This is a genomic window from Candidatus Merdisoma sp. JLR.KK011 (assembly GCF_036941125.1).
Classification (GTDB): Bacteria; Bacillota; Clostridia; order Lachnospirales; family Lachnospiraceae; genus Laedolimicola.
On sequence record NZ_JAYWSZ010000003.1, the window covers coordinates 618,881 to 641,938 of the forward strand.

Genomic DNA, 23,058 nt, shown 5'->3' on the forward strand with positions numbered 1-23,058 from the left:
GGTGTGTTGTCTACTGGTATAAAAATTGCTTGTAATAGTTGTAAATATATGGTAATGTAGGTGTATCTGAATTTGTTCTGATCTCAATTCGAGATTTATGATTTCCCAATGGATGATGAGTTAATGAAAAGGAGGAATGTTATTTTTTATGTTTAGTAAGGTGTATTCGGCGGCTCTGAATGGGATGGATGCTTATCTGGTTCGGGTGGAGGCTGATATTAGTGAGGGGATGCCTCAGTTTCTTATGGTGGGTTATCTGTCCTCGGAGGTCCGGGAGGCCGGGGATCGGGTCCGGACGGCTCTGCGCAATACGGGGTTTGTCCTGCCGCCGAAACGGATTATGGTGAATCTGGCCCCGGCCGGGATTCGTAAAGCGGGCTCCCGCTTCGATCTTCCTGTGGCAGCGGCTATTCTGGCGTCCTTGGAAAAGATTCCGGCGGATAGTCTGAAGGATGTGATGCTTACGGGAGAACTGAGCTTGAGCGGACAGATACTCCCGGTTACGGGGATACTGGCTCTGGCGGAGGCGGCCAGGGACGGAGGTGTCCGCAGATGTATTGTGCCGGAAGGGAATGCGGCGGAGGGCGCAGTGCTGGATGGGCTGGAGGTGATAGGGGTGTCCAGCCTGGCGCAGCTGATAGAGGTTTTGCGCCACCCGGAGGATGCGGTTCCTGTGAGGGTGGATACGGAGCGGCTTTTGAGGGAGCAGTCCCGGGCCCGGGAGGAGGATTTTTCGGAGGTAAACGGACAGGCTATGGCGAAACGGGCGGCGGAGGTTGCGGCGGCCGGTATGCATAATCTTCTGATGATCGGGCCGCCCGGCGCCGGAAAGACGATGATTGCCCGGCGGATTGGTGGAATCCTGCCTCCCGTTACGCTGGAGGAGGCCCTGGAAATGACGAAAATCTACAGTGTGGCCGGCCTGCTTCCGGAGCAGACTTCCTTACTTGCAGGCAGACCCTTTCGGGCGCCTCATCACACGGTGACGCCGGAGGCTCTGGCAGGCGGAGGGCGGATTCCTTCCCCGGGAGAGATCTCGCTAAGCTCCGGCGGCGTCCTTTTTCTGGACGAGTTCCCGGAATTTAAGAGAAGCGCACTGGAGATCCTGCGGCAGCCGCTGGAGGAGCGGCGTGTCTGTATCTCCCGGACAGCCGGAAACTACATATTTCCGGCAAAATGTATGCTGGTGGCGGCCATGAACCCCTGTGCCTGCGGATATTTTCCCGACCGCAGCCGCTGTGTCTGTACGGAACAGGAGCTGGGCCGTTACCGGGGAAAAATCAGCCGTCCTCTTTTGGATCGGATGGACATCTGCACGGAGGTTCCGGGAATTTCCTATGGGGATCTGACGAAAAAGCAGGAAAATGAAAGCTCGGCCGCCATACGGAAGCGAGTGGAAACCGCCCATCAGATGCAGCAGGAGCGTTATGCGGGGCTGCCCATTTATTTTAACGCTTATCTGAACGGAAATCAGACAGAGCTTTACTGCCCCCTGGGCGAAAAGGAACGGAAGCTGTTAAAAAATGCATTTGGAAAACTAAATTTAAGCGCCCGGGCATATTATAAGATTATCAAGACAGCACGTACCATTGCGGATCTGGAGCAGGAGGATCGGATTCTGGAGCAGCATCTCTTAGAAGCTATCCAATACCGTCTGCCAGGCGGGACTTACTGGGGGAGGGGAGTATGAAAGATACCATGGAAGCCTATTGGCATTGGCTGTGCAGCAGTCTTGCGGGGGAACCGAGCCTGCTCTGGCGCCTGATAGGGCAGTACAAAACGCCAAGGGACATATTTTATGCAAAGGAGGAGGAGCTTACAGCAAGATTTCCAAGAAATCCCAAAGCAATCACAGGTCTCTGTGAAAAACGAAAGGGCTGGGAGTTTGAAAGAGAGTGGGAGAGCCTTCGGCGAAAGGGAGTCGTCTTTATAAGCTGTGAACATCCGGCCTATCCCAGGCGTTTAAGCGTCATCCCTCAGAAACCAGGGGGACTGTTTGTCCGGGGCGGACAGCCGGAGGATGCAAGCCCCTCCATAGCCATTGTGGGAGCCAGGGTATGCAGCCCCTACGGAAAAAGCGCTGCCCTCTGGTTTGGAAGGGAGCTGGCCAGGGCGGGTGTGCAGATTGTAAGCGGAATGGCGGCCGGCATCGACGGCTTCGGGCACCAGGGGGCTTTTGAGGGAGGAGGGAAAACCTTTGGGGTTCTGGGAGGCGGCGTAGACATCTGTTACCCGGAGTTTCACAGAGACCTTTATATGAAGCTGGAGAGAGAGGGCGGACTTTTGTCCGAGTATCCTCCGGGAACCAGGCCCATGCGTCATTTATTTCCCCTTCGGAACCGGATTATCAGCGGACTTGCAGATGCTATAATTATTATAGAAGCAAAAGAAAAAAGCGGTTCTCTTATTACGGCAGATCTGGCTTTGGAACAGGGAAAGGATGTGTACGCCGTTCCTGGACGCCTTGAGGACCCCTTAAGCGCCGGCTGCAACAACCTGATCCGCCAGGGATCCGGAATTGCCCTTTTTCCAGAACAGATTTTGGAAGAAATGGGAATAACCCCCAAATTCGGGGAACAAAATAGGAAGTGCAGGAAAATTGTTCTTGAAAAGGCAGAAGATATAGTGTATAGTTGTCTAGGTTTACAAGCAAAGAACCCCGAAGAGCTGTCTTTGGAGAGCGGACTTACTTTGACAGAGGTGCTGCGGACGCTTACCGGACTGGAATTGAAGGGGTATGCAAAAGAAATTTATAAAAATAATTATATTCGGGTATTGTAAGGATATCATGTGATAAACACTATACAGAGCTGCAGGCTGTGAAGCAGTATAAAGCAGGCAGAAGCTGAAGGATTCACAGGAATATTAGGAAAGAGGACGTATCAATGGCTAAGAATCTGGTTATTGTCGAGTCACCGGCCAAGGTAAAGACAATCAAAAAATTTTTGGGGAGTAATTACGAGGTGCTGGCATCCCAGGGGCATGTACGGGATCTGCCCAAAAGTCAGCTGGGAATCGATGTGGAGCATGATTATGAGCCCAAATACATTACCATCCGGGGAAAAGGCGAGATTTTGGCAAAGCTGCGCAAGGAGGCCAGGAAGGCGGAACGCGTGTATCTGGCAACTGACCCGGACCGGGAGGGAGAGGCGATTTCCTGGCATCTGTCCAAGGCTTTGAATCTGGACGATAAGAAAATGTACCGCATTACCTTCAACGAGATTACCAAGGCGGCGGTAAAGGAATCCTTAAAAAATGCAAGAGAGATTGATATGGATCTGGTGGACGCCCAGCAGGCCCGGCGTATGCTGGACCGCATGGTGGGCTACCGCATCAGCCCGATTCTCTGGGCCAAGGTAAAACGGGGCTTAAGCGCGGGCCGCGTCCAGTCGTCAGCCCTGCGCCTGATTGCAGACCGGGAGGAGGAAATCAATGCCTTTATCCCGGAAGAATACTGGACCCTGGAGGCCGAGCTTCTGGCAGAGGGAAGCAAGAAGCCCCTTTGCGCCAAATTTTACGGAACCAAGACCCAGAAGATGACCATTGCCTCCAAGGAGGAGATGGATCAAGTACTTTCAGGGCTTGAGCATGCGTCTTTTCAGGTGGCGGAGGTAAAGACGGGAGAGAGAACCAAGAAGGCGCCCCTGCCCTTTACGACCAGTACCCTCCAGCAGGAGGCCTCCAAGGCGCTGAATTTTTCCACTCAGAAAACCATGAGCCTGGCACAGCAGCTCTATGAGGGTGTTGATATCAAGGGAAACGGGACCGTCGGCGTGATTACTTATCTGCGTACCGACTCTACCCGTATCTCCGAGGAGGCCCAGAAAAATGCAAGGGCCTACATTGAGGAGCAGTACGGAAAGAATTATGTTTCTTCCGGCAGCTCTACCAAGAAGAGCGGAAAGAAGATCCAGGATGCCCATGAAGCCATCCGGCCCACGGACATCTCCCGGACGCCGGCAGCCTTAAAGGAATCTCTCACACGGGATCAGTTCCGCCTCTATCAGCTTATCTGGAAGCGGTTTGCGGCCAGCCAGATGGCAGACGCCGTATATGAGACCTCCTCCGCTAAAATCGACGGGGGAGACTACCGTTTTACCCTGTCCGCTTCCCGGCTCTTCTTTGACGGCTTTATGTCCGTCTATGTGCAGGAGGAGGAGAAGGAGGAGAGCGGGCCGCTTTTAAAGGGGCTTTCCAAGGATATGGTCCTGGATTTGAAGGCTCTTGACAGTCAGCAGCATTTTACCCAGCCCCCGGCCCATTATACGGAGGCGGCGCTGGTAAAGACCCTGGAGGAGCTTGGAATCGGCCGCCCCAGTACCTATGCGCCTACGATCACCACCATCATTGCCCGCCGCTATGTTTCCAGGGAAAACCGGAATCTCTATCTGACGGAGCTGGGCGAGGTGGTCAATCATATGATGAAGGCCGCCTTCCCCAGCATTGTGGAATCGGATTTTACCGCCAATATGGAGGGTCTTCTGGACTGCGTGGAGGAGGGAACCGTCAGCTGGAAAACGGTTGTGGAGAACTTCTACCCGGATCTGGAGGCTGCGGTACAGGCGGCGGAGAAGGAGCTTGAGGAGGTAAAAATCGAGGACGAGGTGACGGACGTGGTCTGTGATCTCTGCGGCCGCAATATGGTCGTCAAATACGGCCCCCACGGACGTTTCCTTGCCTGCCCCGGATTTCCCGACTGCCGGAATACAAAGCCTTATCTGGAAAAAATCGGCGTTCCCTGTCCCAAGTGCGGCGCCGAGGTGGTTCTGCGCAAGACAAAGAAGGGGCGGAAATACTATGGCTGCGAGAACCATCCGGAATGTGACTTTATGTCCTGGCAGAAGCCTTCGAAGAAAAAGTGCCCCCGATGCGGAAGCTTTATGGTGGAGAAGGGGAACAATCTGGCCTGCGCCGGGGAAGGATGCGGTTACCGGGAAGCCAGGGAGAAAGAGTCCGGCTAAGAATACAGGTGTGTAGTGCTGTTGTGCAGCGACTACAAATAAGATGATGAATAAAATATAGGCTTGCGATAGTTCAGCCGGGCCGCGGCGAGATCCAGAGGGCGGATTTTGCCGCAGCCCGGCTGAATGGCCGTAGGTTTTGACCGCTTTTTAAAGTATTTACAAGTATTTGTAAAAAGAGATTGAAAAGTTTGACAACATATGCTAGTATCACAGATAACAAGAACTATATTTTTTTACAAAAGGAGGGGTGCAAGTGAGCGTACAGTTATTAGATAAAACCAGAAAGATTAACAAACTGCTTCATAATAATAATTCCAGCAAGGTTGTGTTTAACGACATCTGCCAGGTTCTCACGAATATTCTGAACTCGAATATTCTGGTTCTCAGCAGAAAAGGCAAGGTCTTGGGTGTAAGTCAGTGCGAAGGCGTGGAAGAGATTCGGGAACTGATTTCCGGCCAGGTCGGCGATCACATTGACGAGGCGCTGAATGAGCGGCTGCTTGGAATTTTGTCTACAAAAGAGAATGTCAATCTTCAGACACTGGGCTTTGTGTCTGAGCATGTACAGGATTATCAGGCCATTATCACCCCCATTGATATTGCCGGAGAGCGGCTCGGTACTCTTTTTTTGTATAAGTATCGGGAGCAGTACGACATTGACGACATTATTCTGAGCGAGTATGGAACTACAGTGGTCGGGCTGGAGATGATGCGGTCTGTGAACGAGGAGAACGAGGAAGAGAAGCGGAAGGTTCAGATTGTGAAGTCGGCCATCAGCACGCTGTCCTTCTCGGAGCTGGAGGCGATTACCCATATTTTTGAGGAGCTTAAGGGGAACGAAGGAATTCTGGTCGCAAGCAGGATTGCGGACAGCGTTGGGATTACGCGGTCAGTGATTGTGAACGCCCTGCGCAAGTTTGAGAGCGCGGGGGTGATTGAGTCCAGATCTTCGGGGATGAAGGGGACTTATATCAAAGTGGTGAATGATGTGGTGTTTGAGGAGCTGGCGAAGCTTAAGAAGGCGTAGACGGCTTGGAGGTAATTGCGGCGCTTATATTTTTGAAAAAATAGTAGAAGCTGAATGGAGAGATTGTTTTCCGTTTGGCTTCTGTTTTTTTGCTTTAAATATCTGGAATTGTGCAATATAGTGTAAAATTTACAGCCTATCAAGTGAAAATTGTTGAACTTGATAATAACTGTAAAGCTGCGATAATGGAGTAAGGGAAGAGATATGAATATCAGACAAAAATATGAACTAAAAATGCTGTCAGATGACGGCCATATGGATATGTCTAAGATTGCGGAGCTGTTTTCCATCCATCTGCGAACTGTGCGGTATGATATCCGGATTATAAATGAATATCTGCAAAAGGAGTTCGGAGCCGAATATATCAAGGTGAACAATAAAACGGCCAGCGTAAAGGCGGAAGTCCAGGAAAAGCTGAAGCATGCGGCGGATTTGAATGTGAAGGATTTTTATGCAGACAGATTGAGCAGCGGGGAGCGGATGCTTTTGATGCTTTTTGATTTATGCTGGAGCAGCGGCGGAAGCACCATTCAAAGCTTTGCGGATAAATATTTTGTAAGCCGGGCAACCGTAAATAAGGACATTGTGGCTTTGAAGGAGTATTGCCGGAAAAATCATATTCGTTTTGTCAGCAGCCGAGGGAAAGGGATCTGTGTGGATGCAGACGAGACAGAGAGACGGAGATACCTGGCAAAGATTATCCGGGATTTGACCGCCTGGAAGGCAAAGGATGATCGTTTGGCACAGTCGGCATATTCTCAGTGGTTCCGGGAAAAAGATCTGGATTGCATTCGGGAAATTGTGAAAGATGTGGAGGAGCAATTCTCTATTTACCTGGCAGATATTGCATATGAGGGACTTGTGCTTCATATTGCGCTGTCTATCGAGCGCTTTCGGACGGACAGCCGGTACGGTGAGTTTATCCAAAGGCCTATGGCCAAAAAGGAAAGCATCCAATATCAGATGGCGGACGAGATAGTAGGCAGCGTCAACGAGGCCTTTCAAATCAAGCTTCCGGAAACAGAGGTTCACTATGTGGCATTGCATATCGGTGCAAAATCCAGCAATGTGATTGAAAGAGAAGCCATTGGAGATGTCCCTTTGGAATACTATTGCATTCGATTGATTTCCGGTGTCAGCAGAAGTATGGATTGTGATTTGTCAGGGGACGAAAGCCTGTATGAAAGCCTGCTTCAGCATATGAACGTATGTGTCTATCGAAAGAAGAACGGAATGCTTCTGGAAAATCCGCTGAAGGAAGAGCTGCTTCACAGTTATCCCCGTCTGTATGAGGTGATTCGCCAAATGCTCTGTGTAGAATTAAAGCCGGATCTTATTATTGCCAGTGATGATGAAATTGCTTATATTTTACTACACTTTGCCGCTGCGCTTTACCGGAGAAAGCAGAATGCGGCACGGCTTGCAGATGTAGTGGTTGTCTGCGCCACGGGAGTGGGCACGGCAGAACTGGTAGTCACAGGGCTTAGAAGAAATTTCCGTCTGAACCTTGTGGGAGCTGTTGCAGAGCACCAACTGGACAATTTTCTGAAAAAGAAAACGGTAGATTTGATTATTACTACAGTACCTTTGCGGATAAATCACAGCTTCGTCAGGGTAAGCCCCCTGCTTCGGAGGGATGATGTGGTCAGGATCGGCAAGCGGCTTTTGGATTTGGGCTTTGATATAGAGAAACCGCCGGAAGCTAAGGAAGAATGGAGCGATACGGCCAGATGGCTTGAATATCTGCTTCTAAATTATTCCAATAAGGAACAGGAGGAAGTGTTAAAAAGCAAAATCAGTAAAATTCCCGAAGAAAAAAATTTAAGGAAAGAGGAGAAGCGATATATGTTAAGTGAATTGCTGAATGAGAGGAGCATTCGTCTGGACGTGTCCTGTGGGGACTGGGAGGAAGCAGTCAGGCGGTCTGGAGAGCCGCTGACTGCAAAGGGAGATATTACGGAGGTCTATATTCAGGCGGTAATCGACAGCGTAAAGGAGGCAGGGCCTTATATCGTGATTACAAAGGGCGTAGCGCTTCCTCATGCCACGAATAAAGAAGGCGTCAATCGAACGGCCATGTCTTTTGTGAGGCTGTCATCGCCGGTGAATTTTGGAAATGCTTCCAATGACCCGGTAAAGTATCTTTTTATGCTGGCGACCACAGACGCCAATTCCCATCTGGGAGCGCTTCAGGATCTGGCGGAATTTTTGGAGAGAACAGAATTTATGGCGGTACTGGAGACGGCAAAAGAACCCTCAGATGTTGTTTCCTATATCAAGGAAAATGAGAGCGGTAAATAATCTGCCGACGGCAGATAAAAATAGAAGGGAGGAACTAATAATGCAGACAAAAAAATGCCTGATTATGTGCAGAACCGGAATGGGAAGCTCTATGATGCTGAAAATCAAGGTGGATAAGCTGATTGATAAAAAGGGCTATCCCCTGGACGTAACCCATGACGCATTCAGCGGCTTTGCAGGACAGCAGAATGTGGATGTGATTGTTACGATGGAGGATCTCATCGACGAATTTAAGGATTCCAAAGCGTATGTCATCGGTGTAAAAGACATTATGGATATGGAATTTCTGGAAAAAGAGCTGGACAAATATTTTGCCCAGGTAAATTAACAAAAGAAACACAAAGTAGAAAGGGGGAGTTGTAATGGCAGTATTACAATTCGTAGTTTATGAGATTTTAGGAGAAGCGTCTCTGCTGATAGGGCTTTTGGCATTGATCGGCCTTTTGATTCAGAAAAAGCCGGCGGAAAAGGTAGTGGCCGGAACCGTCAAAACAATTGTAGGTTTCTTGATTTTTGGTATAGGTTCTTCTGCGGCGCAGGGAGCGTTGAATGGCTTTCAGACCTTGTTTGTAACAGCCTTTGGCCTGGAAGGCGTAACGCCGATTTCAGAGGCAATTACGGCCCAGGCCCAGACACTGTTTCCTATGGTAATTGCATTGATTATGGTTGGCGGATTTTTATGCAACTTAGTAATTGCAAAGCTGACGAAGTTCAAGTTTATTTTCCTGACCGGCGGCCATAGCTTGTTTTTGTCCGCACTTCTGGCTGTTATGCTGAAGGCCCTGGGTTTGTCTGATGCTGCGGCTATTATCATAGGCTCTGTTATTCATGGCTTTGCGGCGGCTCTGTATCCTGCTATTGCCCAGAAATCCATGCAGGCTGTTACAGGCAGTGACGAGATTGCAATCGGACATTACTGCACGCTGGCGTATGCATTTTCCGGATGGCTGGGAAGTAAGGTGGGAGACCCGAAGGACAGTACGGAGAACATCAACCTTCCCGGGTGGCTTTCCATGTTTAAGGATTACATTGTTTCCGTGTCCTTATCCATCGGCGTTATTTACTATATTGCGGCGATCGTTGCCGGAAAAGCTGCGGTAGAGCCCCTGGCCGGCGGAACCCACTGGCTGGTATGGCCGCTGATGCAGACATTAACTTTTACGGGCGGTTTATATGTTATTATCACAGGTGTCCGCCTGTTCCTGGGAGAGATTGTTCCGGCATTTGTAGGCATTACAGAGAAGTTTATTCCTGGCGCAAAGCCGGCTCTGGACTGTCCGGTTGTGTTCCCCTATGCGCCGACGGCAACGGTACTTGGATTTATTTCCGCTTATGCGGCAGGCTTGATCTGCATGTTTATTATGGCGGCTATGAAGACAACCGTTATGATTCCGGTAGCAATTCCCTTCTTCTTCATCGGAGCTACTGCAGGCGTATTCGGAAACGCAAGAGGCGGCTGGAAAGGCTGTGTGCTTGGGGCCTTTGTGACAGGCGTTCTGATTTCTGTAGGCCCGGCGGTTATCTATGGCATTTTGACAAGCGTTGGGCTGTCCGGAAGCAGCTTCCCAGAGACAGATTTCAATTTGATTGGAATTATATTTAACTTTATCGGAAAAGCCCTTGGGAAGTGGTAAGCATTTATTAGATATTGGAGGGATATTTGCAGATGAAAGACGCAAAGCAATTAAAGCTTATCGCAAATCGAAACAGAAAGCGTATTATAGAAATGGTATATCGGGCCGGTGTCGGCCATGTGGGGGGAGCCTTGTCAGCAACGGATCTTCTAACGGCCATTTATGAAAACGAAGTGGATTTTAAGGAAAGCAGGCGTACAAGAGTGGTTCTGTCTAAGGGGCATGCAGTTCCGGCTGTTTATGCGGAACTTGCGGAAAAGGGGATTATAGAAGAAAAGCTTTTTCCCACCTTCCGGCAGATTGACTCCAGGCTTCAGGGACATCCGTATACCTGTGATATTCCAGAGGTTGACGCCACAACCGGTTTGCTGGGGCAGGGATTTTCTATGGCGGTCGGTATGGCGGCGGTGAAAAAGAAGGAACAAGACCCCCACAAGGTATATGCCATTGCCGGAGACGGGGAAATGCAGGAAGGGCAGATGTGGGAGGCACTTATGGCGGCCGCTCACTATAAGCTTGATAACTTGGTACTGATTATAGACTACAACAAGCTGTCCTCCAGCCATCCCACGAACGAGATTATAAACCTAGAGCCTTTAGCAGAGAAAATGAGAGCCTTCAATTATCACGTGATAGAGATAGACGGGCATGACATGGAGCAGATTCTTGCAGCGATAAAGGAGGCAAAAGCGGTAAATGGAATGCCGGTGATGATCCTTGCAGACACGGTAAAAGGGAAAGGAATCCGCTTTATGGAACACATTCCCAAATGGCACTCCAGTGGATTGACGGAGGAAGAGTACAGGGCTGCAATGGAGGATCTGGCACGGGAAGAGGAGGAGCTTGCTCATGAAATATAACAAGATTACCCTGCGGGAGCTGGTGGGCAGCATATTAGTTGAGGCAGGAACAGAGAACAGGGATATTTTTGTTATAGACAGCGATCTGGCAAAGTCCACCACCACCAATAAATTTCAGGATGCATTTCCGGAACGTTTTTTTGAATCCGGCATTGCAGAACAGAATGCAATGTCAATTGCGGCTGGAATGGCAGCAGAAGGAAAAATCCCATTTTATGTAAATTTTGCAATGTTTGTATCGGGAACCTGCTGGACGCAGCTTCGGCAAATCTGCTATGCCAACTTGAATGTAAAATTGATAGCGACCCATCCGGGGATGGATGGAAGCTTTGACGGGGCAACCCATCATGCAAATGAGGACTTAGCGCTTATGCGTGTTCTTCCCAATCTTCGCATACTGTCCCCCTCCAATCCGGACGAACTGTGCCAGGCGGTAAAGCTGGCTCTTGCTTATAAAGGGCCGGTGTACATCCGCTGTGCCAGAGACGAGGTTCCCAACCTGGCGGCAAAGGAAGAGGTGCAGATGGGAAAAGCGGTTGTTATGGAAGATTTGGGAAATGACTTTGCCCTTATATATGAGGGTTCTGCGTCAGATCTGGCTATGAGAAGCTTTGAAGCCTGCAGGGAAAAGGGAAAGAAGGGAAAGCTGATAAATATCTTTTCCATAAAGCCGGCGGACACGAACTGCATCCGCCGGATTGCCGGCCAGGTAAAGAAGCTGGTAACGATCGAGAACCACACAATACTCGGAGGACTTGGAGGACTGGTATCTGAAACGGTCTGCGACATGCCTTGGCATGCACCGGTGAAGCGAGTAGGCGTAGAGGATGTATTTACAGAGTCCGGCCCATTAAAGGATGTGAAGGAAAAGTATGGGCTGACTGTGGAAAATGTATTGAAAAAGCTGGAAGAAGACTGACAATTGTAATTAGGGATGCTGCAAAACAAAAGGGCAGCATCCCTTGTTGTCGGAAAAATTTTTTAAATGTTAAAAATATAAAAAATTCATAAAATGTGTTGACAAATAAAATGGAAAGCATTAATATTATACCCGTAAGTTAGCACTCAATCTTAGTGAGTGCTAATAAAGAAAAATGTTAACAATAGAATCAAGGAGGAATAGAAATGAAATTAGTACCATTAGGCGACAGAGTTGTACTGAAACAGTTTGAAGCAGAAGAGACGACAGCATCGGGAATTATTCTGGCCAGCAAGTCACAGGAGAAGCCGCAGCAGGCAGAGGTTATCGCTGTAGGCCCTGGCGGAATGGTGGATGGAAAAGAAGTGACCATGCATGTGAAGGAAGGCGACAAGGTTATCTATTCCAAGTATGCAGGCAATGAGGTGAAGCTCGGGGATGAGGAGTTTATCATTGTGAAGCAGAGCGACATCCTTGCAATTGTAGAATAAAGCGTGTATTGACGGCATAAGCCTTTTGAGGCAGATAAATGATATCCGCAAATCAGCAAAACAAATAAGACTGGAGGAGTTTTAAAATGGCAAAGGAAATTAAGTACGGTGTGGAGGCAAGATCCGCACTGGAGGCAGGCGTGAATAAACTGGCAGATACCGTTCGGGTAACCTTAGGGCCTAAGGGAAGAAATGTGGTGCTTGACAAGCAGTACGGCGCTCCCTTGATTACCAATGACGGTGTTACCATTGCTAAGGAGATTGAGCTTGAGGACGCATTTGAGAATATGGGCGCCCAGCTTGTAAAAGAGGTTGCTACCAAGACCAATGATGTTGCGGGCGACGGAACTACGACTGCAACGGTTCTGGCACAGGCTATGATCCATGAGGGAATGAAGAACCTGGCAGCAGGAGCCAACCCCATTGTTCTGAGAAAGGGAATGAAGAAGGCTACCGACGCAGCTGTAGACGCCATCGCAGGCATGAGCAGCAAGGTAAACGGCAAGCATCAGATCGCAAGAGTAGCGGCTGTTTCCTCCGGAGACGACGAGGTGGGCAATATGGTAGCAGATGCCATGGAGAAGGTTTCCAAGGACGGCGTTATCACCATCGAAGAGTCCAAGACCATGAAGACGGAGCTGGATCTGGTAGAAGGTATGCAGTTTGACCGTGGATACATTTCCGCATATATGGCTACGGATATGGAGAAGATGGAGGCGAATCTTGACGATCCCTACATTCTGATCACTGACAAGAAGATTGCCAACATCCAGGAGATCCTTCCCCTTCTGGAGCAGATTGTACAGACCGGCCGCAAGCTTCTGATCATTGCAGAGGATATTGAGGGCGAGGCTCTGACAACTCTGGTTATGAATAAGCTGCGCGGAACCTTCACTGTAGTGGGCGTTAAGGCTCCGGGCTATGGCGACAGAAGAAAAGAGATGCTTCGCGATATCGCGATTCTGACCGGCGGACAGGTGATTTCCGAGGAGCTCGGCCTTGAGCTTAAGGAAGCTACCCTGGATATGCTGGGAACTGCAAAGTCCGTGAAGATTCAGAAGGAGAACACCATCATCGCAGACGGAGCAGGGGATAAGACTGAGATTGACCAGAGAATCGGCCAGATCCGCGCGCAGATCGAGGAGACCACCTCTGACTTTGACCGCGAGAAGCTCCAGGAGCGTCTTGCAAAGCTGGCAGGCGGCGTGGCTGTGATCCGTGTAGGTGCTGCAACCGAGACCGAGATGAAGGAAGCAAAGCTTCGTATGGAGGATGCTCTGGCAGCTACAAGAGCGGCTGTAGAGGAAGGCATCATTGCAGGCGGCGGCTCTGCATATATCCATGCAACCAAGGAGATCGAGAAGCTGCTTGACACCACAGAGGGCGACGAGCAGACAGGTGTTAAGGTGATTTTGAAGGCTCTGGAGTCTCCGCTGTTCCACATTGCGGCAAATGCCGGACTGGAAGGCGCCGTTATCATCAACAAGGTAAAAGAGTGCGAGCCGGGCGTAGGCTTCGATGTGCTCCATGAGGAGTATGTGAATATGGTAGAGGCAGGCATCCTGGATCCGGCCAAGGTTACCAGAAGCGCCCTGCAGAACGCAACCAGCGTAGCATCTACCTTCTTAACCACCGAGAGCTGTGTGGCAAACATCAAGGAGGAAGCTCCCGCAATGCCCGCAGGCGGCGGAATGGGCGGTATGATGTAAGGAAAAGCCTGTACTGTAAGGACAAATGTCCGTGCAATAAGAACAAGAAAAAAAGCGGCCTTGGGGCCGCACTCATAAGACAGTATTAGAAATGTTTTCGGGAAACGGCGTAGCTTGCGGGCTATGCCGTTTCTCCGTTTTGCAGGTCATCATTTTTTCTCTGATGCAGCCATAGGGCGGGTTTGTGCAGAGATGTTCGCCCGCTTCTCCTTTTGACTTCATCACAGCGCGGATTTTCTTGCTTTTCTTTCACTACCTACTACACCAGGCAAGGCGATTTTGCCGAAGATTTTAGAAAAGTTTAAGAAATATTTTTTCCTACTTCCTACTACGGAGGATTTTGAAAAATGCCAAACCTACACCAAAAAAATGTTCCATATTTTTAATTGCGCTATATCAAAGTGTCGATTGACTTTTTAGTATCAAAATGATAATATTTTCATATAGCAATGCAGGAGGGTGAAAGATGACAGATAGGCTTATGGAGTGCATTACAAATCCGGTGAAATGTAAATTACTGCTTGAAATACATTCACAGGGGAAAGCAACTGCGAAACAGCTAGCCGATATTTATACCGACATTCCCCAAGCTACCTTATACCGGCATCTCAAAAAAATGTTAAGCGACGGTATTTTACAGGTGGTGGAAGAAACACAGGTACGCGGTACGGTAGAAAAAACTTATTCGCTGGCACACAACCTCAGCAGCGATATAGAAACAATCGTCGAGAAAAATTCCGGCGAACTTTATATGCAGTATTTCATGCAATATTTCATTGGGTTTGCAAAACAGTTTCAGGAATATTGCCACTCTCCGAATATCAATATCAAAAAAGATATGACGGGATTTTCTCTTTCCCCACTATATCTTTCTGATGATGAATTGACTTCTCTTATAACAAATATTTCTCAAATAATCAGCGCAGTAAAAAACAATGCACCCAACTCGGAGCGCAAGCTGCGGACGATAGGCGTAATCGTATCTCCGGCAGAAAATACAGATAAATAAAATGACCGTCCCAAATCAGAGGGACGGTTTCTATTGACTTTATATTATCGTTATGATAATATTATTGAAATGATAAAATAGGAGGTAAAAATATTGAACACGATATTTGAAATTCTGCCATTACTTGTTCCCGTTCTGCTGATAGACATTGCTCTTGCAGTAGCAGCAGTAAGACACATTCTACGACATCCACGCTATCGCTTTGGAAATAAAACCATGTGGCTTGTAATTGTTGTAGTCCTTTTGCTCTTTGGACCGATTATTTATTTTGTCTTTGGAAAGGGGGAGAACGAATGAATGTCCTCACAATACAAAATTTATCTAAAAGTTTTGGAAAGCAGAAAATCATTGACAATCTTAATCTGTCTGTTCCAGAGAGAAGTATCTTTGGCTTCATAGGGAAAAATGGTGCTGGCAAAACAACGACTATGAAAATGGTATTGGGACTGTTACAGCCCGACAAGGGAGAAATCCATGTCTGCAATGAGCCTGTTTGTTTTGGACAGACAAGGACAAATCAATATATTGGATATTTGCCGGACGTTCCAGAATTTTATAACTATATGACGCCGATACAGTATCTAAAGCTATGCGGAGAAGTCATTGGTCTATCAAAAACCGAAATTTCAAAAAGAAGTGATGAACTCCTTTCCCTTGTCGGTCTAAACAGTGCAACAAAGCAAATCGGCGGATTTTCCCGCGGTATGAAACAACGATTAGGAATTGCACAGGCATTGCTCACACAGCCCAAATTACTGATTTGTGATGAACCGACAAGCGCGCTTGATCCCGTAGGAAGAAAAGAGATTTTGGATATTCTTTATAAAATCAGCCAAACGACAACGGTGTTATTTTCCACGCATATTCTTTCTGATGTGGAGCGCGTTTGCGGCCATGCAGCCTTTTTGAATGAGGGAAAAATCGCTGTTACTGGAACACTTGCAGAAATTAAGGCTTTACATGGACATGACAGCTTGCTTTTAGAATTTTCGGCGGATCAAGATTTACGGCTTTTCAAAAAACAAAAATCTATAGAGCCATTGCTGCTTCATTCCGAAGAAAATAACAGGGAACTTATTTTGCATAGCCGAGATATGGTAAGTGTGCAAAAATCATTGTTTCGCATACTTGCGGAAACAGGGATTTGTCCCGTAAAAATAGAACGTATGGAGCCGTCCCTTGAAAGTTTGTTTTTGGAGGTAGTGAAATGAGTGGATATATTGCTTTTATAAAAAAAGAGTTTACGGAAAATATGAAGAACTATCGTTTCCTTATTCTGTTCGCAGTCTTTCTGATTTTTGGTATTATGAGTGCGTTTCTCGCAAAGTTTACGCCGGAAATATTATCGGCTTTAGCCGCAGATATGGAAATGACCTCTGAACCAGTCGCTTTGGACGCATGGAAGCAATTTTACAAGAACATTTCCGGCGTTGGTTTCAGTGCATTTATCATTTTGTTTGGGAGTTGTCTGTCAAATGAATATTCCAAAGGAACCTTAGTTTTAATGGTTACGAAGGGATTATCCCGTAAAGCAGTTATCCTTGCAAAATATACGGCAGCCGCCGCGCTTATGACAATCAGTTATTGGAGTGGATATGCTGCCGCATACGGTTATACAGCCCTTTTATGGAATGATAACCACCTTTCAAATGTTGCTTTTGCGGCAGTTTCACTTTGGATAATCGGCTTTCTATACTTGAGTATTTTAATGATTGGGTGCGTGATATTCAGACAGACTTTCACAAGCATACTCTTTACAGGCGGCATTGCCGCCATAATATCCTTGCTCGGAATGATAGAACCGATTGCAAAATTCAATCCATTCATTTTAACTTCAAAAAATATAGATTTGATTTCCGGCGAAGCTGTTCCGGCAGAATTTATGATACCTGCTGTTATTTCCATTGCCTTATCCATTTTGGGGGTGTTGACTGCCATTCGCCTTTTTAATAAAAAGCAGCTTTAATTGTCGAAAATTGCGTTGGATTTTCTATTATAAGAATTTTGTAAGAAATTGTATTGACAATAACCTTTCTTTTCGTTAATATAGGAAATTAATATAAACAAAATGAAAACTGAGAAACAGTAACAGATTCGTTGTTTGGGCTGTTACAATAGACACGAGAGGAGAGAGAGAAATGGGTAAAATTATTGGTGAGAGCATTACATTTGACGACGTGCTGTTGGTGCCTTCCTATTCGGAGGTAATTCCCAATGAGGTTGATTTGTCAACGTACTTAACAAAGACCGTGCGTCTTAATATTCCCATGATGAGTGCAAGCATGGATACGGTAACCGAGCACCGCATGGCCATTGCCATGGCAAGACAGGGCGGTATCGGAATTATTCATAAAAATATGTCTATCGCGGCTCAGGCCGAGGAGGTAGACAAGGTAAAGCGTTCTGAAAACGGAGTCATTACAGACCCGTTCTATCTTTCTCCCGAGCATACACTGGCAGAGGCCAACGAGCTGATGGGCAAGTTCCGGATCTCCGGCGTTCCCATTACAGAGGGCAAGAAGCTGGTGGGCATCATAACCAACCGTGACTTAAAATTCGAGACGGATTTCACAAAGAAAATCAAAGAATCCATGACCTCAGAGGGACTGATTACAGCCCGGGAGGGCATCACCTTAGAGGAGGCAAAGAAGATTCTGGCAAAGGCCAGAAAGGAAAAGCTTCCCATCGTGGACGATAACTTTAATCTGAAGGGCCTTATCACCATCAAGGACATTGAGAAGCAGATTAAGTACCCCATGTCCGCCAAGGACGAGAAGGGCCGTCTGCTCTGCGGTGCGGGCGTAGGTATCACAAGCAATGTGCTGGATCGGGTGGAGGCCCTGGTTAAGGCGCAGGTGGATGTAATTGTGCTGGATTCCTCCCACGGACATTCTGCCAACGTGATCCGCTGCCTGAAGATGATCAAGGAAGCATATCCGGAATTGCCTGTGATTGCAGGAAATATTGCTACGGGACAGGCTGCCCGTGATCTGATCGAGGCGGGAGCCGATGCGGTTAAGGTTGGCATCGGGCCGGGATCTATCTGTACGACCCGTGTGGTTTCCGGAATCGGCGTGCCCCAGGTGTCTGCGATTATGGACTGCTATGAGGTGGCTAAGGAATACGGAATTCCCGTGATTGCCGACGGCGGCATCAAGTACTCCGGCGACATTACCAAGTCCATTGCGGCCGGAGCCAACGTCTGCATGATGGGAAGCATTTTTGCCGGCTGCGACGAGGCGCCGGGAGAGTTCGAGCTGTTCCAGGGCAGAAAATACAAGGTTTACCGGGGAATGGGTTCCATCTCCGCCATGGAGAACGGAAGCAGGGACCGCTATTTCCAGGAGGGGGCAAAGAAGCTGGTTCCTGAGGGCGTGGAAGGCCGCGTGGCTTACAAGGGGACGGTGGAGGACACCATCTTCCAGCTTCTGGGAGGCCTGCGTTCCGGTATGGGCCTTTGCGGAACGCCGGATATTGAATCCTTAAAGGAGAACGGAAAGTTCATCAAGATTTCCGCCGCTTCCTTGAAGGAAAGCCATCCCCATGACATTCATATTACAAAAGAGGCTCCGAACTACAGTACGGATGCTCTATAAAGCGGGAGAAAAAGAATTCCTCTGCAAAAAGAAGGGGCGCTGCAAAATTATGCGGCGCCCCTTCTTTCTGCCCTTTCTTGACAGCAACGGAAAAACATTAGGATTTGAATTTTACGGCAGTTCCGTAAGCCATTACCTCGGCGGCTCCCTGCATAACGGCGGAGGAGGAATAGCGGATATTGATGACGGCATCGGCCTGCAGACGCTGTGCCTCTTCTTCCATACGCTTGGTTGCCAGTGTTCTGGCGGCCTCCATCATTTCCGTATACGCTTTTAACTCGCCTCCGACCAGAGTTTTGAAGCTTTGGGAGATGTCCTTTCCTAAATGCTTGGACTGGATGGTGCTTCCCTGCACCAGGCCCAGCATTTCCAATTCTTTTCCGGTGATGTAATCGGTATTAACTAATATCATAGTGGTTCTCCTTTCTTGAGTATATGATAATGATATCACTTTGATATCTAATTGTCAATCCTATTCGGGAACTTTTTTCGAAGGCAGTTGCTTTATCTGCGGAAATCTTATATATTAAAAGAAATTTAAATTTTTTTGTAGTAAATCCTAAGTCATATACGTTATTATATATGTAAAAGACAAGCAAAAGACGCGTATTTTGCAGGGGAGGGGGACCCTTAAGATGCTTTTATACTTATCTATGCTGGACACCCAGGAGGAAAAAGACAAGTTTACTTTAGTTTATGAACAGTATCAGCAGTTCTGCTGGTATGTGGCGTATCAGTTTCTTAGCGATGCCCATCTGGCAGAGGATGCGGTGCAGGAGACCTTTCTGGCGCTCACCAGGCATCTCGATAAGGTAGAGAACGTGGACAGTCCAAGAACGAAGAAGTTTCTTATGACCATCGTGAAGAGCAAGGCCGTCGATATTTTGCGGAAGAATCAGGGAGAGGCCTGTCCTTCGGAGGATATGGGCCTTGATATTCCCGACCCTTCTTCGGACATTCTGGACCAGTATATTACAAAAGAGAATTATGAGTATCTGATATCCTGTATTTTGGAGCTGGATGAGGCATACCGTGTGGTGTTTGAGTATAAGTATCTTCATCAGATGTCGGACACAGAGATTGCCGGATTATTGAATATTTCCCCCAAGCTGGCGAATGTGAGGTTTTACCGTGCAAGGAAAAAGCTCCAGGAGATGTTGGAAAAGGAGGTGGCAGGCCGTGCCGGGAAGCGATAAGAGAGACAAAGCTTTGGATGCAAAAGAAGAACTCTTAAAAGAGGCGCTGGATGCCTGTATGGAAGAGCAGTTGAGCTTTATTCCCCCAGAGTGTGAGATTGCCCGTATGCATACCTTTTCCCAGCAATTCCGGGAATACATGGAACAGCTTTTAAAGACCAAGGGACGTCCGCAGCGCCGGAGCATGAACAGAAAAGAATTTATTTACAGCTTCAATCGGGCGGCTGCCTGTATCTTAGTGCTCCTTACGGCGGCTGGAATCTTTGCAGGAGGACTGCTTCTGGTGTCAAAAAGCGGCTCTAAGAGCAGCATGGACATGTCGTCCCCTGCGGCGGAGGCTCCGGCAGCGGCAGAAGAGGAAGCGGAGGCTCCCGCGTCGGAGGAGACAGGAGGAGTCTATGACTTTGAAGCGGGAGAAGAAACAGAAGAGCCGGAAGCGGCTGCCGCAGGAGATTCTGACAAAGGAGCTGTGCCCGGGACCGTGGAATTTATGGGCGGCTTCATATCCCTGGCAGACATTCAGAGGCTTCCGGAAGAGACAGAGACCGTGAAAACCCTTGTGAGCAGCCCGGTGATTGCACGGGATGCCGAGAGCATCAAGGTCACCATCGGCAATATGGACGAGCGGACCATTTACTACTATGCTTCTATGGATCTGGAGGTTCTCATTGACGGCGCCTGGTATCTTCTTGAGCCAGAGACGGTGCCTTCGGAGGAGGAAGAACGCCGCCTGGTAAGCCTGGAGCCAGGCATGGCCCAGGACGAAGAGATTTTTCTGGAAAACTATCACTTTGACTATGACGCAGAGATGTACCGGGCAGTCACCTATCTGGACGGCCTGATTCTGTGCTCCCAGTTCCGTTTTGAGAACCCCGAGGAGGATCTGGAAGAAGCCCTGGAGCAGACCTGGGAGTAGACGAGAGGAGACACAGGCGCATGCATTTGCGTCTGGAAATTGATTTCATACCCGTGTACTTTGAAGGATATTACGGAACTGGAATAGGAGGAAACCGAATGAAAAAGGATATGAGAAGAATTGCATTATTGGCGGCTGCCGTCTTGATTTTAAGCGGCTGCGGTTCCAATGATAAGAGTGCGGAAGCGTCGTCTTCTGCACCGGCAATGGATGACGCAGGCTATAGTACGGAATACTACAGTGAGTCAGCCATGGATTTTGAAGCGGCGGAGGCTCCGGCAGAAGAGCCCGCTTATACAACAGAGGAGGGAGGAGGCGGCGTATCCTCCACTTCGGGAATCGACAGCGTTGCCCCAACCGCCCAGAAACTGATCAAAACCGTCTCCATGAACATGGAGACAAAGGAATTTGATTCCCTTTTGGAAAACATCCGCAGCAAGGCAGAGGAACTGGGCGGATACATAGAAAGCTCCGACATTTCCGGCAGCAGCTATTACAGCATGTATGAGAGCCGCCGGGGGTGGATGACCATTCGGATTCCCAGTGACAAGCTGGACGGCTTTGTAACGGTAGTCAGCGAGCTTGGCAACGTCACCGGTAAAAGCGAGTCCATTGAGGACATTACCCTTCAGTACGTGGATGTGGAAAGTCATAAGAAGGCCTTGGAAACCGAGCAGACCCGTCTTCTGGAGCTTTTGGAACAGGCAGAATCCATGGAAGACATCCTCACAATCGAGAGCCGCCTCTCCCAGGTGCGCTACGAGCTCCAGGCCTACGGCTCCAAGCTTCGGATCTTTGACAACCAGGTGAGCTACAGCACGGTGGACATTGATATCCGAGAGGTAGAACGTGTCATGCCGGTGGTGGAGAAGCTGACCTTCTTCGAGGAAATCAGCTACCGTCTGACCGACAACTTCTACGATATCGGCCAGGGCCTGCGAAGCTTTGCCATCTGGTTTATCAGCTCCCTGCCCTATCTTGTTATCTGGGCCCTGGTGATTGTGCTTCTGGTACGCCTGGTGAGAAAGCTTATATGGAAGAAACCCTTTTTTAGGAAAAAGAAAAAAGAACAGATGAAGGAAGACCATTTTGAGTAAACCGTGTAAAGTCAGAGACTCCGCAGCTATGGAGTTTCTGACTTTTGCGGTTTCTTCCGGCGGGGTTCTTTCTATAAAAAATGACAAATGTCATAGAAAATTCATTACAAAATACAGGTGCGCAAAATCCGAAAATTTTTTATGATAATTACTGTAACAACTAAAAAATTCAAGGGAGGATTTTTAAAATGAAGAAAAAAATTCTTAGCGCGCTGTTAAGTACCGCAATGCTTGCTGCAGTAGTAGCAGGATGCGGAAGCAAGCCGGCAGAAGCTCCGGCAGAGGCACCTGCCGAGGAAGCTCCGGCAGAAACGCCCGCAGAAGAGTCGGGAGACGACGCACAGGCAGAGGCTCCGGCAGAAGGCGGCGGACGGGTATTCGGCTACACCTGTATGGACGGAACCAACCCCTTCTTTGTAGCCCTTGAGGGAGCTATCCGCGAGGTAGTAGAGGCTCACGGCGATACACTGCTTTCCGTAGACCCGGGCAACGATTCCAATACCCAGATCGATCAGATTGAAGACCTGATTTCCAGAGGCGTTGAAATCATGTTTGTAAATCCGGTAGACGCAGACGGAATTATTCCGGCGCTGGATGCACTGAAGGAAGCGGACATCCCCATGTTCGGTTTTGACACCCAGGTTGGCGATATGAGCTATCTGGTATCCTATGCAGGATCCGACAACTACAATGCAGGCTATGTATGCGGCGAGGACCTGGCAAAGAAGGTTCCCGAGGGCGGAGACATTCTGGTGCTTGACTCTCCGACCATGCAGTCTGTAACCGACAGAACCGACGGCTTCTTAAAGGCTATCGAGGATTCCGGCGTAACCTTTAACATAGTAGGACAGCAGGATGCTCAGGGAAATCAGCAGGTAGCAAATGAGAAGGCAACCGACCTTCTGACTGCTCATCCCGACGTAGTAGCTATCTTCGGCGGCAACGACCCCACAGCTCTCGGCGCATATGCAGCAGCAGACGCAGCCGGCGTAACTCCGCTTATTTACGGCGTGGATGGTTCTCCGGACGTGAAGAAGCTTCTTGAGGGCACTGTACTGGAAGGAACCGGCGCACAGTCTCCCATCACCATCGGCAAGACCATTGCTGAGACTGCTTACGAGTGGCTGGACGGCAAAGAAGTAGAAGCCTTTATCCCCATTGAGACCTTCTTAATCACCTCTGAAAATGTAGGCGATTACGGCCTGGACGGATGGCAGTAAGAAAAAGGCGGTAAAACGCTGGTAAGAAATTGAGTGACTGATAAAACAGGAAAAAAGGGCTTTGGTCCATAGACGGAGCAAAGCCCTTTTGCCAAGTATATCATTTTTGATATGATAGT

At 48.5% G+C, this 23,058-nt stretch carries 21 protein-coding genes; 20 read left to right on the forward strand and 1 reads right to left on the reverse strand.

Annotated features, from left to right (window positions below; translation table 11 throughout):
• The first annotated feature begins 148 nt into the window (after positions 1–148).
• The 16 genes from VV089_RS03895 (at position 149) to guaB (ending at position 18,510) form a co-directional block, all read left to right on the forward strand.
• Positions 149–1,690 carry a YifB family Mg chelatase-like AAA ATPase gene (locus VV089_RS03895; protein ID WP_334335028.1) on the forward strand — a complete coding sequence of 514 codons (1,542 nt, stop codon included), beginning with the start codon at positions 149–151 and terminating at the stop codon, positions 1,688–1,690.
• A complete protein-coding gene (gene dprA, locus VV089_RS03900; protein ID WP_172541137.1) occupies positions 1,687–2,781 on the forward strand; it encodes a DNA-processing protein DprA in 1,095 nt (364 codons plus the stop codon). The genes VV089_RS03895 and dprA overlap by 4 nt, the downstream gene beginning before the upstream one ends.
• Before the next feature lie 104 nt (positions 2,782–2,885).
• Entirely contained in the window at positions 2,886–4,961 is a 2,076-nt protein-coding gene (gene topA, locus VV089_RS03905) for a type I DNA topoisomerase (RefSeq protein ID WP_334335029.1), read from the forward strand.
• Between the two features lie 256 nt (positions 4,962–5,217).
• Positions 5,218–5,991: a GTP-sensing pleiotropic transcriptional regulator CodY gene (codY, locus tag VV089_RS03910; RefSeq protein WP_334335030.1), complete on the forward strand. Its 774-nt coding sequence runs from the start codon at positions 5,218–5,220 to the stop codon at positions 5,989–5,991.
• Positions 5,992–6,195: 204 nt separating this feature from the next.
• The gene (locus VV089_RS03915; RefSeq protein ID WP_334335031.1) at positions 6,196–8,292 is read left to right on the forward strand and encodes a BglG family transcription antiterminator; all 2,097 of its coding nucleotides are present in this window, start codon (positions 6,196–6,198) and stop codon (positions 8,290–8,292) included.
• A 40-nt stretch (positions 8,293–8,332) separates the two neighbouring features.
• Positions 8,333–8,620, forward strand: a complete 288-nt coding sequence (locus tag VV089_RS03920) for a PTS sugar transporter subunit IIB (protein WP_172541141.1) — start codon at positions 8,333–8,335, stop codon at positions 8,618–8,620.
• Between the two features lie 34 nt (positions 8,621–8,654).
• Complete coding sequence (locus VV089_RS03925) at positions 8,655–9,926, forward strand: PTS ascorbate transporter subunit IIC (RefSeq protein ID WP_334335032.1); 1,272 nt, start codon at positions 8,655–8,657, stop codon at positions 9,924–9,926.
• A 32-nt stretch (positions 9,927–9,958) separates the two neighbouring features.
• A complete protein-coding gene (locus VV089_RS03930) occupies positions 9,959–10,786 on the forward strand; it encodes a transketolase (RefSeq protein ID WP_334335033.1) in 828 nt (275 codons plus the stop codon).
• Entirely contained in the window at positions 10,776–11,705 is a 930-nt protein-coding gene (locus tag VV089_RS03935; RefSeq protein WP_334335034.1) for a transketolase family protein, read from the forward strand. Before VV089_RS03930 ends, VV089_RS03935 begins: the two co-directional genes overlap by 11 nt.
• Before the next feature lie 206 nt (positions 11,706–11,911).
• Complete coding sequence (locus VV089_RS03940; protein ID WP_172541145.1) at positions 11,912–12,196, forward strand: co-chaperone GroES; 285 nt, start codon at positions 11,912–11,914, stop codon at positions 12,194–12,196.
• An 86-nt stretch (positions 12,197–12,282) separates the two neighbouring features.
• Positions 12,283–13,905: a chaperonin GroEL gene (gene groL / locus VV089_RS03945; protein ID WP_172541146.1), complete on the forward strand. Its 1,623-nt coding sequence runs from the start codon at positions 12,283–12,285 to the stop codon at positions 13,903–13,905.
• Positions 13,906–14,371: 466 nt separating this feature from the next.
• Positions 14,372–14,914, forward strand: coding sequence for a helix-turn-helix domain-containing protein (locus tag VV089_RS03950; RefSeq protein WP_004073503.1), 543 nt, complete (start codon positions 14,372–14,374; stop codon positions 14,912–14,914).
• Positions 14,915–15,007: 93 nt separating this feature from the next.
• Positions 15,008–15,211, forward strand: a complete 204-nt coding sequence (locus VV089_RS03955) for a PLDc N-terminal domain-containing protein (RefSeq protein ID WP_172541147.1) — start codon at positions 15,008–15,010, stop codon at positions 15,209–15,211.
• On the forward strand, positions 15,208–16,125 hold the full coding sequence (locus VV089_RS03960; protein ID WP_334335035.1) for an ABC transporter ATP-binding protein: 918 nt from the start codon (positions 15,208–15,210) through the stop codon (positions 16,123–16,125). The genes VV089_RS03955 and VV089_RS03960 overlap by 4 nt, the downstream gene beginning before the upstream one ends.
• On the forward strand, positions 16,122–16,880 hold the full coding sequence (locus VV089_RS03965) for an ABC transporter permease (protein WP_172541149.1): 759 nt from the start codon (positions 16,122–16,124) through the stop codon (positions 16,878–16,880). Before VV089_RS03960 ends, VV089_RS03965 begins: the two co-directional genes overlap by 4 nt.
• A 172-nt stretch (positions 16,881–17,052) precedes the next feature.
• Complete coding sequence (gene guaB, locus VV089_RS03970) at positions 17,053–18,510, forward strand: IMP dehydrogenase (RefSeq protein ID WP_172541150.1); 1,458 nt, start codon at positions 17,053–17,055, stop codon at positions 18,508–18,510.
• A 97-nt stretch (positions 18,511–18,607) separates the two neighbouring features.
• Here the strand turns inward: guaB and VV089_RS03975 are convergent, their stop codons facing one another.
• On the reverse strand, positions 18,608–18,922 hold the full coding sequence (locus tag VV089_RS03975; RefSeq protein WP_172541151.1) for a YbjQ family protein: 315 nt from the start codon (positions 18,920–18,922) through the stop codon (positions 18,608–18,610).
• 223 nt (positions 18,923–19,145) lie between these two features.
• Between VV089_RS03975 and VV089_RS03980 the strand changes: the two genes are divergently transcribed.
• From VV089_RS03980 to VV089_RS03995, 4 genes are all read left to right on the forward strand, one after another.
• Positions 19,146–19,706, forward strand: a complete 561-nt coding sequence (locus VV089_RS03980) for an RNA polymerase sigma factor (protein ID WP_334335036.1) — start codon at positions 19,146–19,148, stop codon at positions 19,704–19,706.
• The gene (locus tag VV089_RS03985; RefSeq protein ID WP_334335037.1) at positions 19,690–20,622 is read left to right on the forward strand and encodes a hypothetical protein; all 933 of its coding nucleotides are present in this window, start codon (positions 19,690–19,692) and stop codon (positions 20,620–20,622) included. The genes VV089_RS03980 and VV089_RS03985 overlap by 17 nt, the downstream gene beginning before the upstream one ends.
• 98 nt (positions 20,623–20,720) lie before the next feature.
• Positions 20,721–21,719 (forward strand): DUF4349 domain-containing protein, encoded by a 999-nt coding sequence (locus tag VV089_RS03990; RefSeq protein ID WP_334335038.1) that lies wholly within the window; start codon positions 20,721–20,723, stop codon positions 21,717–21,719.
• 179 nt (positions 21,720–21,898) lie between these two features.
• Positions 21,899–22,939, forward strand: a complete 1,041-nt coding sequence (locus tag VV089_RS03995) for a sugar ABC transporter substrate-binding protein (protein WP_172540433.1) — start codon at positions 21,899–21,901, stop codon at positions 22,937–22,939.
• The last annotated feature ends 119 nt before the right edge of the window (positions 22,940–23,058 follow it).